The 19,956-nt window shown below is 33.0% G+C and carries 17 protein-coding genes; 7 read left to right on the top strand and 10 right to left on the bottom strand.

Features of this window, described 5'->3' with window-relative positions:
• Positions 1-2 precede the first annotated feature (2 nt).
• The 10 genes from FUA48_RS07665 to FUA48_RS07620 form a co-directional block, all read right to left on the bottom strand.
• Positions 3-1,124 carry a polysaccharide pyruvyl transferase family protein gene (locus tag FUA48_RS07665; RefSeq protein WP_147582976.1) on the bottom strand — a complete coding sequence of 374 codons (1,122 nt, stop codon included), beginning with the start codon at positions 1,122-1,124 and terminating at the stop codon, positions 3-5.
• A gap of 2 nt (positions 1,125-1,126) precedes the next feature.
• The gene (locus FUA48_RS07660) at positions 1,127-2,401 is read right to left on the bottom strand and encodes an ATP-grasp domain-containing protein (protein WP_147582975.1); all 1,275 of its coding nucleotides are present in this window, start codon (positions 2,399-2,401) and stop codon (positions 1,127-1,129) included.
• A 7-nt stretch (positions 2,402-2,408) separates the two neighbouring features.
• The gene (locus tag FUA48_RS07655; RefSeq protein WP_147582974.1) at positions 2,409-3,626 is read right to left on the bottom strand and encodes a glycosyltransferase family 4 protein; all 1,218 of its coding nucleotides are present in this window, start codon (positions 3,624-3,626) and stop codon (positions 2,409-2,411) included.
• A 10-nt stretch (positions 3,627-3,636) separates the two neighbouring features.
• The gene (locus tag FUA48_RS07650; protein ID WP_147582973.1) at positions 3,637-4,689 is read right to left on the bottom strand and encodes a polysaccharide pyruvyl transferase family protein; all 1,053 of its coding nucleotides are present in this window, start codon (positions 4,687-4,689) and stop codon (positions 3,637-3,639) included.
• A 4-nt stretch (positions 4,690-4,693) separates the two neighbouring features.
• The gene (locus FUA48_RS07645) at positions 4,694-5,821 is read right to left on the bottom strand and encodes an O-antigen ligase family protein (RefSeq protein ID WP_147582972.1); all 1,128 of its coding nucleotides are present in this window, start codon (positions 5,819-5,821) and stop codon (positions 4,694-4,696) included.
• Complete coding sequence (locus tag FUA48_RS07640; RefSeq protein ID WP_147582971.1) at positions 5,822-7,147, bottom strand: MATE family efflux transporter; 1,326 nt, start codon at positions 7,145-7,147, stop codon at positions 5,822-5,824.
• Between the two features lie 4 nt (positions 7,148-7,151).
• A complete protein-coding gene (locus FUA48_RS07635) occupies positions 7,152-8,216 on the bottom strand; it encodes a hypothetical protein (RefSeq protein ID WP_147582970.1) in 1,065 nt (354 codons plus the stop codon).
• Between the two features lie 29 nt (positions 8,217-8,245).
• Positions 8,246-9,640 (bottom strand): UDP-glucose 6-dehydrogenase, encoded by a 1,395-nt coding sequence (locus tag FUA48_RS07630; RefSeq protein WP_147582969.1) that lies wholly within the window; start codon positions 9,638-9,640, stop codon positions 8,246-8,248.
• A gap of 84 nt (positions 9,641-9,724) precedes the next feature.
• Positions 9,725-10,996: a nucleotide sugar dehydrogenase gene (locus FUA48_RS07625; protein WP_147582968.1), complete on the bottom strand. Its 1,272-nt coding sequence runs from the start codon at positions 10,994-10,996 to the stop codon at positions 9,725-9,727.
• Between the two features lie 15 nt (positions 10,997-11,011).
• Positions 11,012-11,989 (bottom strand): SDR family oxidoreductase, encoded by a 978-nt coding sequence (locus FUA48_RS07620; RefSeq protein WP_147582967.1) that lies wholly within the window; start codon positions 11,987-11,989, stop codon positions 11,012-11,014.
• Between the two features lie 324 nt (positions 11,990-12,313).
• Between FUA48_RS07620 and FUA48_RS07615 the strand changes: the two genes are divergently transcribed.
• From FUA48_RS07615 to FUA48_RS07585, 7 genes are all read left to right on the top strand, one after another.
• Positions 12,314-13,201: an AraC family transcriptional regulator gene (locus tag FUA48_RS07615; RefSeq protein ID WP_147582966.1), complete on the top strand. Its 888-nt coding sequence runs from the start codon at positions 12,314-12,316 to the stop codon at positions 13,199-13,201.
• Between the two features lie 113 nt (positions 13,202-13,314).
• A complete protein-coding gene (locus FUA48_RS07610; RefSeq protein ID WP_240732560.1) occupies positions 13,315-13,842 on the top strand; it encodes a hypothetical protein in 528 nt (175 codons plus the stop codon).
• Positions 13,843-14,036: 194 nt separating this feature from the next.
• Positions 14,037-14,585 carry a hypothetical protein gene (locus tag FUA48_RS07605; protein ID WP_147582965.1) on the top strand — a complete coding sequence of 183 codons (549 nt, stop codon included), beginning with the start codon at positions 14,037-14,039 and terminating at the stop codon, positions 14,583-14,585.
• 121 nt (positions 14,586-14,706) lie between these two features.
• The gene (locus FUA48_RS07600) at positions 14,707-15,264 is read left to right on the top strand and encodes a hypothetical protein (protein WP_147582964.1); all 558 of its coding nucleotides are present in this window, start codon (positions 14,707-14,709) and stop codon (positions 15,262-15,264) included.
• 36 nt (positions 15,265-15,300) lie between these two features.
• Positions 15,301-16,101, top strand: coding sequence for a fimbrial biogenesis chaperone (locus FUA48_RS07595; RefSeq protein WP_147582963.1), 801 nt, complete (start codon positions 15,301-15,303; stop codon positions 16,099-16,101).
• Complete coding sequence (locus tag FUA48_RS07590) at positions 16,098-17,120, top strand: hypothetical protein (RefSeq protein WP_147582962.1); 1,023 nt, start codon at positions 16,098-16,100, stop codon at positions 17,118-17,120. The genes FUA48_RS07595 and FUA48_RS07590 overlap by 4 nt, the downstream gene beginning before the upstream one ends.
• Positions 17,121-17,156: 36 nt before the next feature.
• Positions 17,157-19,955 carry a COG1470 family protein gene (locus tag FUA48_RS07585; RefSeq protein ID WP_168196947.1) on the top strand — a complete coding sequence of 933 codons (2,799 nt, stop codon included), beginning with the start codon at positions 17,157-17,159 and terminating at the stop codon, positions 19,953-19,955.
• Position 19,956 lies beyond the last annotated feature (1 nt).

Genomic DNA, 19,956 nt, shown 5'->3' with positions numbered 1-19,956 from the left:
TACTAAGATTTATTTTTTATAATTTTATCTGAAATTTCATCAAAAGTTTCATAAAGCTTAGCCTTCATAAAATCTGCATAAATATGTAATGATTTAGAAGTTTGTTTTTCTTTAAGCAATCGAGATAATACACTATAAGTATCTGAACTATCACTAAATAAATATTCACTTCTAAATTGTAGCCCATATAAATCTTGAAGTTTAGTCCCTTGCCACTTGTTAAAAATAGCAGCAGGAATTCCTTTCGCTAATGCAGTTATTGCAACATGCAGACTTGAACACAACACAACTTCAGAATGTACAATTAAATCTAGCATCTCAAGCACACTTAGATTATTCGGTAAAAGTTTAAACTCTCCTCCTGATGCTTCTAAAATTAACTCTAAATACTTTTCATCTTTCCATAAATGAATTACAGGCAATAACAGTACCTCAAAACCTGTTTCCTCTTTAAATTTCAATAAAGCATCACTAATATTTTTGGCCTCTATATCCGTAATATTATGAACTTGAAAAATTATATACTTGGACCCAAATGCCCATTTTTTATAATGTTGACCTACTTCATTTCTAATAGTCAAATAGTCTGGAAAAATCCAGCCTAAATCTGGAGTAATCTTAATTTTATCATTAAACTCTTCGTAATCTCCATGTTCTAATATTTTTTTTGAAAGAATCCCTCTTACAGAGATATAATCTAAATCAGATATAGATTGATTAATCTTATCATCATCCCATTTATCCCCAAAAGGCCTAACTCCTACTGAAAGCCAAGCTTTAAAAGAAGAGTCTTTATCAATCCAATCCCAAACTACATCATATGCATTTTCACTTAAAACCTTTTGATTATTTTTTTCATAAATTGGCTTCCAAGTTCTTTCTTCAAACAAATGAACAACTTCTCCCCCTGCGAGAATTAAGGCATCATATTTTTCTTTAACTTTACTCTTATGATAAGACCTGTAATAAAAACCTTCAAGTTCTATTTCTGAGGGAGTATAAAAATCAATGTTAACATTAGCTATTCTTTTCTCAATTTCATGCTTAAAAACATGTGAAAACAATATATCTCCATAGTTATTAATATCTGCATATGAGAACATTGCTATTTTAATAATATCCATATCTAATTTTTTATCAAACTTTCTACTGTATCTACATCAAATACCGGCATATCTTTCGCTAATCTAACTTCTCTTCTTTCAACAAACCAATTATCGATGAAAATCGCTTTATGTGATTCTATGTAATCTGATTTTTTATCCTCCATTTTTAACACAATTATCTCATCGAATAAACTTGGAGATATTGAGTAAAAATTTAAAGACATATGCAATTTAGCCCCATGTTTAGTAATTAACTTTACTATTTTTCCATTATTCTTACATTGATAAATAAAACTCATCAAGACAATATTAACTTTTCCGTTTACTATTAACGTATCATCATAATCTACATAGACAGTATCATATTCTAACCCATACTTAAATTTGTTTTTAGTTACACGAAAAAGCTCAAGTTCATAGCCATACTTAAAAATCTCCACATCCATCCCAAGTGCATCATATATAGTTAGCAAAGGCAAGTTAACCCCCTTATGCCTGAAGAACCCCATTGTTCCTGCTGTACGTGTTGACACTTCTAACAATTTCAAATGTCCATTACAATCTTCTTTCAATTGAAAGAACCATAAACCATGAAAACCAAGTTTGCTATTAATTTTTTCAGCTATTTGTTTTACCTCATCTGTTAAAGAAACCTCTCTACTTCTAAAACTAATACCCATTTTAACTTCTGCTCTTTCACGAATACCGGAAAACAATAGCTCCCCATACCTATTTGTAAAACAATCTATTGTATATTCTTTACCTGGGAGATATTCTACAAAAATCAAATCATTGTTATCAATTAGAGATTCATGATGTTTCTTTGACTTTATCAACTGAACACCTTGTGAACCCTGACCTACATCAGGTTTTGAAAAAATTGGATATTCTTCCTCTTCTAAGACTTTTAAATAAATTTGGGGGCAAAAAAATTCATCTTTAAAAAGAGTATATGTTTCTTTTTTATAGCGACAAACCAAATTTGTTTTAAAATCAGCTGACAAAATTTTTGCATTAATTATAGAAGCATTTTCTGCGAGAAATAAAGATGCAGTATCATCGGTAGGAAAAATTAAATCAATTTTATCTTTTTCAATTAACTTATTCAAATCCTCAATAAAATTTAATTCATTTAAAAAAGGCAGCTTCCTAACTTCATTTTCGTAAATTAATTCACTATAATCATTCCTTCCTGAAGCTGGGATTACTTCTACATGAATAGAATATTTTATTGCTTCGTTTATTTCCAAAGCATTCTCAGCTCCAGAAGGAAAAATTAAAACTTTTTTTCTCATGGATTTTTTAATTTTTATAATTCAAAGAATATTTTTGAGATTCTATTTTTTCTACAATATCTCCAAATTCTTTACACAGTATAGTTTTATCAAACTTATTTAACGCTAAAGACCTTGACTGCTCCCCCATACTTAGCTGAATATGAGTATTTTTTTGTAAAAACTTTATTTTTTCTACTAAATCGGATGGGGCATCAAAATTAACATAAAAACCGCACACATAATCCTCAACTAAATCTTTTGTCCAACCTGCAGAATTAACTATAATTGGTTTGCCTGCAGAAAGAGAATCAAACAATTTATTAGGAGAGTTCGTGCTTAAAATAGGTAAATTTAAAAAAGAAACTAAAGAAACATCACAAAAGTTTACAATTTCCGAAGTTTCCCTCATTGGATACCTTCCTAATAATTTAACGTTTTTTAAGGATAATAACTCAATTTTTTCCTTTATCCTCGATTCCATTGCTCCACCTCCTAAAAAAACAAATTCAATAGTAAAGTCATTTTTTAACAATTCAGCAGTTTCAATCACGCTTTCAATACCATTTGCTAAACCCAATGCTCCAAAATGTATTATTTTAAAAGAATCTTGATTTAGACCTAACTCTTTCATGAGCTTATAATTTTTCTCCCTTGGCCAAAATTCATCTTTCTTTGCCATATTAGGTATCATGGATGTCTTTTCGTAAGGAATATACTTTATCACTCCATCCCTCATTCCAGGTGAAAGTGAAACAACATGTGTAGCATTTTGATATATAATCTTTTCAAAAAATTTTGTAACTTTTATAAGTAAAGGATTTTTTATTGCTCCCATTTGTATAGGAACTTCAGGCCATAGATCTCTAACTTCAAATATATACGGAACTTTCTTTAACCATTTCAACATCAAAGCAGGCACACCAATCGTGAGAGGAGTTGATGTAGCAATAACCAAATCAACGTCACTATATTTTAATCCTATTTTTGTCGATTTATACATAAATCGACAAAATGCTTTTAAACGCCTATAGAACCCCATTTCTTGATTGTATGACTCTTGGATATAAATAACATTAATACCATCAACAATTGTTTCATGAACTTGCTTAGTAAATTGCGATGAAGCTGTTATAATAGTGACTTTATGCCCTCTTCCTATTAGTTCTTTTGCAATCCAATACGATCTTGTACCTCCAGGTTCTTGGGGAGTTTTAAAATATTGATGAAAGTATAGTATATTCATTATTTCAATTTTAATTTTTTTTCAAGCCTCTTATTATTTCATTTCTGCATAAGTCTAATTTTTCTTTCGCTTTTGGCAAGTTGATCAAAACTTGTGAGTCTAGATATTTTTCTTTCAAAAATTCATATAAAACATCTTCATATCCCGAATCTAAAATACTAATATTTTCCATTCCTAAAACATCAAAATGGTGTTGAACCTTTTCACTTAACTTCGGCAATATATTAGCAGGAATTGCCCCTTTTGAAAAAGCTAAAATTAAAACATGAAGCCTATCACTTAAAATAAGCTTTGTTTTTTCATATATCATACACAATGCCTCTTCCTGTACCGTATGAGTATATTTGTCAGGCCATATTAATTCATCTGCATTTAATTTTGAAGCTATTTCAACAGTTCTCGCATTATCCATTCTAACTTGAGCAACTACCTTTATTTTAAGACTATAGTCAGTAGCAAAATTTTTCACAGCTTTAAACCATGAATCTGTAGGAAAAGGTCTATCACCTCGCATTGATATTGTCAAATATTCTCTAGAAACATTATTTTCTAATAAATCATTTGAAATATCATAAAAAGCCAAATCAGGTATTACCTCACCTATTCCAAATAAATCTCTACTGTGATTTGTTCTCCAATAAACCTGTGATGTAGGCATAAATAGCAATTTCCATAACCAAATATTTTTGCTTCTGCTGTTAGACATAGCAGCTATACCTACTCTTAAAACTTTTCCATTTTTTAATCTAACAAGACATTGAAAAGGAAACAACAGAATTTCTCCTTTTAACCTTCGACTTCCTAAACGTATTTCTCCTGGATTAAAAACAAAATTTGTTTTATTAAATCCTGAAAAACTTAGTTTTATAAGCCATTTTATTAAACTTTTATATATAACTACTTTATTATCTAGCTTTAACCCCTCTATGAAACTATCAGGCGCATTACCTACATAAATATGCAAAGTACCTGCATTTTTAAGCCAACTTAGCAACTCTCGTCTATGTAATACATCCCCAATATTTGTGAATTGCCCTACAACAGGTATAAAAATATTACTCATTTATCTATAATTTAGTATTATCATTTGAAACATAAGCCAGTAACAGCGGAAAAAAAGCATAACGAAAATATGAAAAATCACCGCTAAATAGAAGTGTCATCATACCATATAAACCAACATAAGCAATTATCTTTTTGTACTTTAGCTTAAACAATAAATAAAGAAAAAAAACAAACCCTACAAATCCTGTTTCAGCTAACATCTCCATTGAAACATTATGAGGGTATTTATGATCTGTGAAATTACTTTGCCAACCCCCAAAACCTACACCAAATATTGGATTTTCTAAAAACAGTTTCCAAGAAGTAGCTATATACTCCTGCCTTGTACCAACAGAACCTTTACCTACGCCTTCAGAATATTCTTCAGGATCAGCTAAAAAGTCTATAATCATCCTTACTGATCTAATATCATCACTATATATTAATAGAATAAAAAACGCAATACATACTATACTAAATACTATAATTTTAGTACTTACTTTCTTTCCTAAAACCCTATTCCAAAAAATTAAACAAACTAAGACTACCCCTAATAGTGGCCCCTTTGATCCAGTCCAAATGATCATCGTCAGAAAAAATAAAGAAAGAACTATTTGTTTAAAACTCTTTTCTCTAACCAACACTAAAGATAAAAAAGCCATCCCGTTTACCCATCCAAAAGGAATAGAGCCAAGCAAACCAAAGGAAACCGATCTATCAAAAAAGCCTCCCTTAAGCTTGTAAAGTATACCTATTATACTAATAATAGAAACAGATATTATCAAATATTTAAGAACACTCTTATCATCCCATTCATATCTATTAAAAACAATAATACATAAAACAGGAACAAATAGTCCTAAAAATACTTTTTGTAATCCATATTCAACTTTTAAAATGTCTAAATTCTGAAAAGACATAAATAATAAAAAAAAGTAAAACAAAACGACTAACCAAAGGATATTTTTTAGCTGATAAGTATTACTGATAAAAAATATCATAAGAGATATAAATGTCAATACAAATATACCTTCTAACAGGAAGTCATTAACTTCTAAAAACCTAATAACCTCCTTAAAACCAATATTAACAAAAAAGAGGATTACAAAAAGTATCCAACTTCCCTTCTTTTTATTTGTAGCTTGCAGCATTTATTCTTTGTTAAAAAAACTTATTCCTAAATACTTCTTTGAAACTGAAAATGCAATGGCATTTTGTAACACTAACCCCAACGCTGAGGAAATTGCTGCCCCCATAAAACCATAATAAGGTGAAAGTAAAAAGGAAGACAATACGCTAACAATAGCAGTACATATAACAATATTTCTCAAATATTTTTCATGCCCTGTCATGTTCAGCAGAAAATATACCGGTCCAGTTGCAACATTAAAAAGTTGTGCTACAGCCATAATTAATAATGCATTCTTTGCCTCTTTAAATTCTTCCCCAAACAGCCCCAATATAAATGTTGGAAATGAAACTATTACAATAAATATAGGCAACGCAATAATCATCATATATAAGGTAGAATTCCTAACTAACCTCCTCAATTCATTCATTTCATTTTTATAATAAGAATTAGCAAAATGAGGCGCATATACTGTACTAACAATCCATAACACAAAGTTAACAACAAAAGCCGTACTATTTGCCAAAGAATACAATCCTACATCTTTACTTGAAGCATAAAGTCCTAAAATTATCGTTGGACTAAACTTTAGCAAATAACCTGTAAAGGCAGACAAAGCATAATCTGGCAGACTTGAAAAAAAACCTGTATAATTTTCCTTTTGATATTCATTTCCAGACTGAGCTTTTTTAACTATTCTATTAAGCATTATATATCCCATTAAAGCAACTATCACTGAAGCAAAAAAGAATACTATACTTGCATTTACCCCATTAATATTCATCCCAAACCAGGCTAATATCGCAATCGAAGTTCCTGTTATAAAAGTAGTCAATCCAACCTCAAAAAAAGGTGCTATTTGAGGCTTAGCATATGCTTTAAAAAAAGAAGACTGGATAGTTTGATATGAATAAAAAGGTAATGCAAATGCAAAAACTAACAAAATATCACTCACCTTATTACTGTTAAAAAAAACAGTAGATATATAATCTCTAAATAAAACAAGAAAAACTCCAAAAACTATTGTTACAACTAAAGATATAAAGAAAACATCTTGTCTTAATTTTCTAATTTTCCCAAATTGTTTTTCAGAATACATAATAGCAGCAAATCTCATAATAGCTGAGGATAATCCAAACCTTGCAAAAAAACCGAGTCCGATTAACAGAGAATATGCTATCATAAAATTCCCAAGCTCAGTAGCGCCTAAATATCTTGCTAAAACAAAATTAAATACAAAAGTACCAAAAGCAGAAACAGCCCTAGTAAAAGCAGTCTGCATGAGCTTTAGTATAATTTGCTTATCATTTTTAATTTTTGAGAGCAGCTTATTTAAATTATTTTGCATAACATTAATTTGGATATACTGGTTTGCCTGCAAGTAATATTCGTGAGTTTAATGCACAATTCCCGTAAAATTGAGTACTCCTTCCTTTATCATGTTTTTCTAATCTTCTTTGGAGAGCACGACTATACCTCCCTAACTTAATAAGTCCGTCTGTAAACCAACCTGATCCATTACCTGACCCATCAAATCTTTCTGCAAATTCATAAGAACTTTTCCAAATAACTTTATCAAAAGTAATTATGAGGTTATCAATATCCATATTATTGAATGCTGTTTTTTTTTCATACATATCAATAACGGTAGAAACAACTGCATTTCCGTGCCCAACATCTTGGGCTTTGCCTTCTTTCCACGAAGCTTTCCAAGATATAGCATTTTTATTTTTAGGATTAACAATTATTTGATTTTTAAATTTATCAATAAAAAAATCCGTTACTTTTTTATATTTGGCTTTACTGGTTATTAAATATAAATCCATACTAATCCTTGCCCAATGAGAAGACATATGTACATTACTCCTATAGATATTGTTTTCGCCTCTACTATACCATTTATCAAAAATATTCTTCTCTGTGAACGCTAAAATTGAATCAAACTGGCTCTTGTATTTTTTATTAGAATAAATAGCAGGAGATTTTTTTATAATATACAATAATGACGTTATATACCTCCAGCAGTAACTTTCAAATAAAGGATACTCTTTACCATCATCTCCTAATGATGGTGCAGTATGGTTTGGCCATCCTAAATAATTATCTTTAAACTGACTTTTCTTTATTTTAGCAGAAACAATTGCAGATTTCTGAATATTATTTATATATAATAATGCCCTGTCTAAATAGATGGTTTTACCTGTAGCTTGAAACATAGCATTATTGGCATCAATAGAATAGGCAAGATTATAAAATTTCCAACTATCCCCAGAAGTACTTTGCACATAAGCTATACTATATTCTTTATCCCAATTTTTTAAAAATTTCTTTTCCCATTCATCAACTGTTTGTATATTCTGAGAAAATACCGAAACATTAAATAAGTAGAAAAAAAACATTATTAGCTTACGTATCATAAATACGGTATATTTTTTATTATTTGCTACTAACTTCCAATATTTTTATAAACGAACCCAATTTTATTTAATTTCTCACCATCCAGTATATTCCTACCATCAAAAACAAAGGCAGGTTTTTTCATTTTATCATATATCCTCTGCCAATCATAATCTTTAAATTCATCCCACTCTGTTAATATGGCTATTGCATGAGCATCTTTACATATCTCATAAGGATCTTCGTATACTTTTACGCTTTCACTGTTTTCAGTTTCACTTCTTGTTCCTAAATAATTTAAATCTGATAAAATTTTCTGTTGTGAAACTTTAGGATCATAAACAGCTATATTCGCTTGCTCATTAAGCAGGTCATCGGCAACATAAATAGCTGCAGACTCTCTTGTATCATTAGTATCTTTCTTAAAAGCCCAGCCTAAGAAAACTATCTTCTTACCTGAGACAGTATTATAAAGTGTCTTTACTATATTAGCTGCAAAACGCCTTTTTTGATGATCATTCATTATGATTACCTGTTCCCAGTAATCTGCAACTTCATTAAGTCCATATGATTTAGCTATGTATACTAAATTCAATATGTCTTTCTGAAAACACGATCCCCCGAATCCAACAGAGGCTTTTAGGAACTTAGAACCTATTCTACTGTCCATACCTATTGCTTTTGCAACTTCATTCACATTAGCACCAGTCTTTTCACATAATTCTGACATGGCATTAATGGAAGATACCCTTTGGGCTAAAAATGCATTTGCAGTAAGCTTGGATAGTTCCGAAGACCAAACATTTGTTGTCAATATTTTATCTCTGTCAACCCAGTTTGCATAAATATCTACTAAAGCCTGTATAGCAACCTGCCCTTCTTCATCCAAATCCCCTCCTATCAAAACTCTGTCTGGGCTTAATAAGTCTTGTACAGCTGTACCTTCTGCTAAAAATTCCGGATTAGATAAAATTTGAAATTTCACTCCATTACCGGTATTATCTAAAATATTTTTTATAGCCTCAGCTGTTCTAACAGGTAATGTTGATTTCTCCACAACAATTTTATCCGTTTTGGCAACAGCTGCAATTTGTCTGGCACAAAGTTCAATATATTTTAAATCTGCTGCCATACCTTTACCTAAACCATAAGTTTTAGTAGGTGTATTAACAGAAATAAAAATCATTTCTGCCTCATCTATAGCTTTTTCAACATCTGTCGAAAAAAACAGATTTCTATCTCTTGCTTCTTTAACAATATTTTCAAGCCCCGGCTCATATATAGGTAGCTTTGTAATATCTTTATCATTCCATGCTTTAATTCTCGCTTCATTAAGATCAACAACTGTCACTTTAACATCAGGACATTTATGAGCAATTACAGCCATGGTAGGTCCTCCTACATAACCAGCTCCTATACAGCATATATTTTTTACTTTTAACATATCTCTTTTAATAAATCTGCTTTTCAAAAAAATTATAAAAAACGGCTAAAATAAGCCCATTTTTATGAATTAACAATTTAATTCTCATAATTTACCGTCAACCTCTCCTTTAATAACACCTTTTACATCATAAATAACACTAATTTCTTTTGTTAATTTATTTAACTCTAAATCATTAAATTCATTGTGGGCTACTCCTAAAACCACACCATCAAACTTTAGTTCCGGTAATATATTTATGGTTTTAAAACCATATTCTTTTTCAACCTCATCAGGATTAACTACAGGATCATAAACGATTATATTGACACTATATTCTTTTAACTTGTTTATAACGTCAACAATTTTTGTGTTTCTTACATCAGGACAATTTTCTTTAAAAGCTATCCCTAGCATAAGAACATTTGATCCATTTATAACTATCCCTTTTTTAATCATCAGTTTAACAACCTGAGAAGCTACATATTCTCCCATACTATCATTAAGACGTCTACCTGCTAAAATAATTTCAGGATGATAGCCTACTTCCTGTGCCTTTTGGGCTAAATAATATGGATCCACCCCTATACAATGTCCGCCAACTAAACCAGGTTTAAAAGGAAGAAAATTCCATTTTGTATTGGCCGCCTCAAGTACAGATTGTGTATCAATGTCTAAACGGTTAAATATTTTAGAAAGCTCATTTACAAAAGCTATATTTATATCTCTTTGAGCATTCTCAATCACTTTGGCCGCTTCAGCAACTTTAATTGAAGGTGCTAAATGTGTACCTGCTATTATAACAGATTTATAAAGTTCGTTTACTTTCTCACCTATTTCCGGTGTAGATCCGGCAGTAACTTTAAGAATCTTATCAACAGTATGCAATTTATCTCCGGGGTTTATTCTCTCGGGAGAATAGCCCGTATAAAAATCTGTATTAAACTTTAACCCGCTTACTTTTTCCAGGACCGGCACACATTCTTCTTCTGTAACTCCGGGATAAACGGTAGACTCATAAATAACAATATCTCCTTTTTTTAAAACTTTACCAACTGTTTCACTGGACTTATATAAAGGATTTAAGTCTGGCCTATTATTTTTATCTATAGGTGTAGGAACAGTTATTATGTAATAATTACAATTGGCAATATCATCAATATTTGTAGTACAATACAACCCGGAACTATCGGGTATACTATCAACTAAAACAGACTCTAACTCCTCTTTATCCACTTCAAGAGTACTATCTTTAGCAATATTTAATTCTTCAACGCGCTTTTGATTAATATCAAAGCCTATTACAGAATACTTAGTAGCAAATAATCTTGCCAAAGGCAATCCAACATAACCAAGTCCTATTATAGCAATTCTCATATAACTAAAGTGCGTTTATCTTAAATTATCCTTATACCATTTTACTGCTTCTCTTAACCCATTCTTTAAAGAATATTCAGGAGAATAACCCAACAGCTCAACTGCTTTATCTATACTAGCTAAAGAATGAGGTATATCACCTGTCCTGTTTGGACCATAAACAACCTCTACCTTCTTAATCTCTTGATCATAACCAGACAAAAACTCTTTTAAATAGCCTATTAACTCATTTAAAGTAGTCCTCTCTCCAAAAGCTGTATTATAAACTGTATTGACAGCCTTGGGATTTTGAACAAGCATAGCTAGCTCATTCATCTGTAAAACGTTATCTATATATGTAAAATCTCTGGAATAATTACCATCTCCATTAACCACAGGACTTTCATACTTCATAAACTGCATAACAAATTTGGGTATTACTGCTGCATAAGCACCATTCGGGTCCTGGCGCCTTCCAAAAACATTAAAATACCTTAAACCTATGGTTTCAAGCCCGTATGTTTTACTAAAAACATCAGCATACAACTCATTAACATACTTTGTTACCGCATAAGGCGATAGCGGCTTACCAATTTTTTCTTCTGTTTTAGGGAGAGATTCAGAGTCACCATATGTTGATGAACTTGCAGCATACACAAACCTTTTCACTTTAGCATCACGTGACGCTGTTAGCATATTTAAAAATCCGCTTACATTAACCTCATTAGTTGTAACAGGATCATTAATAGACCTGGGTACCGAGCCTAATGCAGCCTGATGTAATACATATTGAACTCCGGAAACTGCTTTTTTACAATCTTCGAAACTTCTTATATCACCTTCAAATAAGGTAAAATAAGGATTAGCTAAAAGATGTTCAATATTCTTTTTAAAACCTGTAGAGAAATTATCCAGACAAACCACCTTATAACCTTTACCAACAAAGTAATCGCATAGATTGGAACCAATAAATCCGGCACCTCCGGTTATCAGGATTGTTGTTTTATCGTTCATTTAACTTCTGTTTGTCTCTCTTGGTAGTTTGCGCTTACAAATATATACAGTTTATGTGGTTATTATTCCTTTTTAGGGTTTAGTTAACCTTTAATTATTTAAAAAGCTTCAAAACATTTATTTAAATAACACTTAAAACAACTGTAAACATAGCCTCTGCATAATAATTTTAAAAAAGAAAATCCATCAACAACACCCGTCTATATTAACCATTTAATAACAAATCAACCCTAAAAAATGCGTATTATCCGTAAAATATTATTTCTTTACCTCAAAATATTATGTTTTTTATATTTTTGAAAAAACATACCTTATATTTAAAAAATGATTAAACAAATAACTCTGGACAAAAACCTATATCCTTACGGGTTTGCTGCTTTTTATGTCACTCCCGAAAAATCGGAAGTACTAAATAATTCATGCCGAGGAGATTTTTACACATTGTTCTTTGTAAAATCAGGAGAAGTAAACTTACAGATAGACACTAACAGCATTGACATTAAAAGAGGCGAATGTGCTTTTATTGGTATAAATCAGGTTTTTAGAATTCAAACACCTTCTACCTTTCAGGTTTTGGTACTAAGGTTTGAAGAAAGCTTCTATTGCCGACACGACATTGACATTAACTTCCTTAACAGTTGTAAGTTTTTTGACAATTCAGCAAAGCTTTTTAAATACAAACTGGATCTACCAACTCAAATTATACTGGAACAACATTATAAATCGCTTTCAGAACAATGTATTGAACCGTATAATGAACTCACCTATTTAATTACTCATAATAGTGTAGAAAGACTTTTGCTTTATTGCCAAAGGGAATCACTTTTAAATAATTTAGAGAGTTACAATCAAAATGTAAACCCGGATAACGAACTAGCAAACAGCTTCAGGCAATTAGTAAAAGAAAAATTCAAAAAACAAAAACAGCTTGGTTTTTATACTGACGAACTAAACACTTCTACAAAAAAACTTACTGAAGTAACCAAAAGTATATATGGTATATCACCTAAAAAACTGATTACTGACCAAACAATACTTGAAGCAAAAAGACTTTTGCTACACAGTTCTATGAATATTAAAGAAATAGCTTTTGAACTAAATTTTGAAGAACCCAGCAACTTTATACGCTTCTTTTCTAAATGTGTAGGCATGTCACCTAAAGAGTACAGAGACTACTCCAAGCAGCACAATACTCTCCTGCCGGAACTTTAAAAGTGCATTTCATCGAGTAAATAAACCTTTTAAACGTTTTTTCCCCTTTTAGTAACAGGAGTTATACCGCTCAACAATATATTTGGATATTGTTTGATTTTAGGGGGGACTTTATGAATAAGATTTACACAATACTATTTGCACTTTTGGCTTCTTTTTGCATTACAGAAGCAAATGCACAAAATAGTGCAGGTACAAATCTTAATATTCATTTAAACGACATACAAAGTATTAAAATCAATGAAAGCCAGAGTAACGTAGGCATTTCATTAAATACTTCAAACGATTATATTAACGGTAAGTCAATATTAGAGGCAAACCATATTGAAATAATGAGCAGCAGTAATTATGAAATAAGGGTTTCTGCCGCTTCAAATCTTTCTGGTGAAGGCGCAACTATTGATATAGGAACCGTTACATTAACACCTACGCAGGGTAATATAGGGGGTGAATCGCAAGGCAGCATAACAATGTCGCCTACTGCTTTATCACTTACCGACAACACATTAGTACAGTCAACTAGTGGGGACATAAAAAGGTCATTCGACATCGAATACCATGTATCGGGAGGCAGTGAGTATCTTAACAAACCTACCGGAACATATTCTACTTTAATAACTTATACCATTTTAATGCCTTAAATACCCCGTATTTAACATTAAAATAGCGTATTGTTATTTTTTTCTTAAAATGATAGTAAAAAGTACTTTTTTGACTACCTCCTAGTCATTATTTGAATATACTTTTGCATCGTTAAAACTAACAAAAAGAAAAAATCTAAGTGCTTAGCCCCCTAAGAATTAGATTTAATTGTCCCACTAAAATTAAACAACTAATGACTAATTTTTTCAAAGTTGCATCTGTTGCAATTGTTGCTTTAACAGCAAACTCACTATTCGCTCAAGCAGAAGACACTGCAGAAACAACACTAAACGTTAACTTAGGTAGCTCATTCGAAATCACTGTTGCTGATGCTTCAGTTGACATCGACATGAACACTCCTGAACACTTCCAGTCTGGTAACACTTCTGGCCAAAAAACTGACCACGTACAAGTAAGTGCTACAGGTGAATATGAAGTAAAAGTTATCGCTTCTACAGATTTAACATCTGGTGCTGAAACTATCCCTGTAAGTACAATTACAGTAACTCCTACTTTAGGTTCTTACCTTGGTGCAGGAGACGAAGGTTCTGTTTCTCCAACGCTTACTGCGCAATCTTTAAGCACTTCTACTGAGAACACTATCATTTCTTGTGATACTGGTGAATCTTTAAGAGGGTATAATATTGAGTATTCAGTTCCTGCTGCAAGCGCTGCAGAATACCTTAACCACACAACAGGTACTTATACTACTACAGTAACTTACTCGCTATACGCGCTGTAATTAAAACAAACTGTAGGAGAAGTTTATAGGAACAGCCCCAACTGCCAGCTAGGTAGTTGGAGCTTTTCTTCACATTCTTTATTTTGTATTTTTTTGCTCTAGCAAAAGAAAACTATCCCCCTTGAAAAGAATACCGCAAATCTGTTTACTACTTGTGCTACAGTTTTGCCCGGCTATCGCTTTCTCCCAAATCGGCTCTGCCGAAACACAGGTTAATGTCTTAATAGGCCAGGTACTTAGCATACAGGTATCGCAGCCCTCTGTAAATATTGATATGGGCCTGAGCACGCATTTCATTAATGGAAATTCGTCTGCTCAGCAAACAAATCATATACAGATAACTTCTAACAATGGTTATGAAGTTAGCGTAAGGTCTGCATCCCAGTTTTTCTCCCTGAACGGCAATACATCTACATTGCCGGTAAATACTATTATGGTACAAACTACACTGGGAGATGATCTTACAGGTACAAACAGCAGTCCGTCATCAAGTTTATCGGTTAATGGTTCAGTACCATTAAGCACCAGCGACGCTACCGTAATTACTTCGGGGGAAGGAGAAAGTGCAAGAGGTTTCCATGTTACATATAGTATACCTGCTTCACAAACCGGCAGCTATTTAAACAAAGAACCCGGAACTTACACTACCAGTATTATATACACTGTGGTACCTCAGTAAATTCTATATCTTTACCGATATAAATAACCATAGATCATGAAAAATTTCCTTTTAGTTATCGTTTTGTTTTTTATCTCTGTAAACACAGCTTTCTCACAGGCAGGAATATCGGTTACACCAGGCAGACTATACTATAGAACCGGAAAAGGGAACTCAGTTTCACAGTTTGTAAAAATTACAAACCCAACCGAAAAAGAACTTGAAATAGGTGCTTCATTCAGTGACTGGGAGTATGAGGAATCAGGGAAAAATCAAATCCTGGATGCAAACACACTAAAAACATCATGTTCTGACTGGATACAGATACTGCCTTCGTCATTTCTTGTAATCAAGCCCGGCGAAACAAAGCAGGTAGAAATAATCCTTAAAGTACCTCAGGATGCAAATGCTGAAATCCCTGTACACACTTCAATGATTTTTTTCACCCAGCTTAATCCGGGAAAAACAACAGATAAAAATGGCGCTTCCATACAGGTTACTGTAAGGATGGGAGTAAAAATTTATCACAGCTTTCAACAGGAAAACGAATCGATTATTGAGTTTGTGGATTTCCTGAGCTATGCTGATGATGATAACAACAAAGTTCTTGAACTGAAAATTGAAAATCAAAGCAAGATTTGGGCAGACGGCACTATTAAATGGGAACTGTTTAACAACAGCACCGGTAAAAAAACCATTTTAAAAGAATCAGAATTCTATACACTTCCGGGTAATATAAGATCATTAAAGCAGGTGTTACCGACTGATCTTCCTAAAGGAGATTATACGGTTTCGGCAATCCTGACTTACGGCGAAAAAGACGTGATAAAAATAGCAGAACTCGAATTTAGTTTATGATGAAAATTAAAAACATACTGATTGTTGCTTTCCTTTTAGCGCTCATACCTGCAAATGCTCAAGTAACCCTAAATTCTTGGGGTGGCGGTCAACCACAAATGACTACTTACAGCGAAATGGTAAATGGTAAAACGGAAATAAATCAAACAACCGTTAACATTCAAAAGTACAGTGGAGCAAACAATGTTACAGAATGGAGACTTACCGTTAGACTTATACAAGACTATAATTATGATTCATATAATATAGGCGCACAATATAGTTCACTGCAGTTTAATCAGCAACAAAATAACGGATCTACTAACAGTAGCCTGATAAATATTTCCACACAGCCTATACAGTTGAGCAAAACTAACGAGGTAACGCTTATACACAGCACTGTACCTTTAACAAATACGGTTAACAGAGTATTCCAGTTTAACCTTATCATACAAGGAGGAAATCATTTGCTTACAAGTCCAAATGGCACTTATCAATCGGCTTATGAATACAAGTTATACAGGATAAAAAGTAACGGAACCGAAGATCTTATTGCAACGAGAACGGAATCAGTTGGCAGTAGCGCACGTTTACAGATAAACTATAGCGGTAACAACGGTCAGCAAAATGTTATTTTACAACCGGGTGCCAACGTTTTTAATCTTTATTTTAATACAGCCGAGAATTACACTAATGGAGTATCTGTTGAAGTTCAAAATGGTTTAAGGGTCACTTCCCCAAGCAATTATCAGTTATCTGTTAAGGCATCGTCAAGCGAAATGACTTCTGCCACTACTGCGTCAACCATACCGGTATCGACACTTCATGTAGAATTAAGCACAAACCAAACAGTCCCCGGACTAACTATATATTCACCACTCAGCCTTACAGACAGCGATCAGATTATTGCTGTAAGATCACAATATGTGGCAAGTATAGATTATAATCTAAGGTTTTTTATTCCGCCTAATGCTCTTGATCTGGATGTTACTCCGGGCACCTATACAACCTATGTATATTTTGTTATAATACCTAACTAAAGGTTTATTATGCCGGGTAAATATTTTAAAAACATAATGGTAGCAGCTTTTTTGCTGTCTGGATTTATTTCCATGGCACAGAAAGGCAACTTTACTATTGAGTTTACCCAACAAAATTCGGATGCGAAGAATACAGGTATAATAGATGCATTCGTAAAAATAAAAAACACTTCAGGCAATTCTGTTACAGGAGAATTTGACGTGCACAGTAATCATGAAGACCTCTATTTAGTACAACGTAAACCGAAACCAATTACACTTCAGGGAAGGGATTCTGTTTTTATTCCGGTAAAGGCAATTATTTCAAATACGGCAAAAGCCGGAAGTGAACCCTCAATAGAAGCTGTTTTTACAACAACTGAAGGAACAAGTGAGAATGTAACATTACCAATAACTATAAAAGAAAGAAAGCTGGTAAAAATGTTTTTACTGGAAACTAATCTTATCTATGAAAACATTGGTGATAGCCTTACTATACCTATCAGAATATCAAATGATGGTAATACCGATCAGAAAATAAATATTGTTACCCGCTACCCTAACTTTATAGCCAAAGACATGATGGAGTCTGAAACTGTAAAAGTAAGGGCCTTTACAGACACCTTAATCAATCTAAAAAAGATAGTAAACAAAACGATTCTTTCTCAGGAAGATTTTTCCATCACAATCACCACTTTATATCAAAGCGGAGATATAATAGGTATATCTAACGTAACGGCTAGTTCCATTAAACAGGACAGGCGATATTCCACTCAATTTTCTCCGGAATACGCTCAAAGCTTTAACAGGTCTAACCAGGTAAGTGCCAGCTACCTTCAAAACAGTAGTGGCGGTACAGCATATTACCTGTATGCTAATGCAGAAGCAGAAATTAATAACAGTACAATATATACAAACATTGATGCAAACCTGTGGACAAACACCAACCAGTTATTTTTAAGAAATACCTGGTTAGGTTATAAAAACAAAACCATGGGTGTTTTAGCCGGTAACATATCTAAGTTTTCCGATATCAATTTAGTGGGTAGAGGCGCCCAGGCATATTACAACACATCAGAAAATAGTAAAATTGAAGTTGGAAGCATTGATAAATCATACAATCTTGCTGATTTCTCAATACCTTCCGGGGGCACTTCAGCCTGGGCCTCTTACTACCACAAAGGAGGATGGCTTGACAAAGGTTTTGAATCCAGCCTGATTTATGACAACGATAAATTTAGCGGGTTCACCAATTATCTCATTACATCAAGGTTTAATGTATTCCAGAAAAAACATCTTTCATTAAGAGCCGGAGGTGGTTTAAGCAGTGTAAACAATGAGGTAACCGGAGAAAATAAAACCGGCGGTACTGTAGACATGGTTGCTACCGGAAGATATAAAAACTTCTTTTACAACAGTACCAATTATTTAAGTTCAGGCTATTATGCCGGTGTAAGAAAAGGTGTTTTCAGCCTTAATGAGAGACTAAACTGGGTTAAAGAAAACTATAACTTTTGGGCATTGTATAACTACATATCTGTAGACCCTAAATCTTTTAGCGATCAGTTATTCTACCCTTCTCAGTTTTCAACATCAAGATATAACATAGGAGCTTCAAGAAGAATAAACAAATTAACTGTTTCATTATCTCCTTACCTTTATAAAGAAAAAAGAAGAGAATCCCTATTCGGGAATACACCACAGGATTATACGCTGGATGCTACAAGGGCAAACGTTGGTTTAATATTCAATAATGTATCTTCAAGCCTTAGCCTAACGTTTGAAGGTGGTATTTTCAACAGTAATGCCGACCCGATATCTAACCAGTTTCATTTTAAAACGAACCTTATTTACAACTGGAAGTTCCTAAACATACTTACCACTTACCAGCACAATTACTTTAACCTTGGTGAGATTATCGCCAACCAGCAACTTAATAACGACAAGACATTTTATAATGTAATGTTTAACCCAAGTGCGGTACTTAAGTTTTTTGACAGTAAACTGGTTTTATACACAGGAGCTACATTGGCTTCAAATCTGTTTACAGATCGTATAACTCAGCTTAACGGACGTGCGGATTACAGGCTTAGTCCTGATTTCAGTATTTTTGCCAATGGTTATTATAGTGACATTTCCAATAACCCTTATGCCATAAACTCATTTCAGGTTGGTTTGACAAAACAGTTCCGTCCTATAAGAATAGACAGTTCCAAAAGTGATTTAGAGGTATATGTTTATTATGAAACAAACGGGAAAGGGCCGGAAGACACACACAATACCCCTGTAGCAAACCAGTTGGTTATAATAAGCGGAAAAGCTTTTAGGACTAACGATCAGGGCATTATTAAATACAGGCACCTGCCACCGGGAGATTATGAAGTACGCCCTGTAAACAGCAACGAATGGCATGCCTACAGCAGGACTGTAAATGTAATTCAGGACACAAAAGTTGCCATTGGGCTTACCAAAACCTCAACCATTAAAGGATCTGTTACCTATATAGAAACAGAGAGAAGTTTTGAAATCACCAAGAAAAAATCGGGGCTTTCTATTATCGCTATAGATGACTCGGGTAATGTATTCCAAACCCGCACAGACGATACCGGAAACTTTATACTTTATGTACCTAAAGGCGGCTATACACTTACTTTAGAAAAAGCCGGAGTATCTGAATACGTAGAGGTAGAAAACAACAACAGGACTGTTGACGCTGTTCCCGACACTACTACTCAGGTAAAATTCAATCTTAACATCAAAGAAAAAAGGATTGAGACCCGCAAGTTTACTTCCAGAGGTTTCCCTAGTCAGTCAACTGGCGATGACAGTGATAAAAAGAAGAAAAAGAAAAAATAGG

Origin of the sequence: Flavobacterium alkalisoli, assembly GCF_008000935.1 — a bacterium.
In the GTDB taxonomy this organism is placed as follows: Bacteria; Bacteroidota; Bacteroidia; order Flavobacteriales; family Flavobacteriaceae; genus Flavobacterium; species Flavobacterium alkalisoli.
The sequence above is the reverse complement of the archived record's forward strand: the minus strand, read 5'-3'. Positions and strand labels throughout refer to the sequence as shown.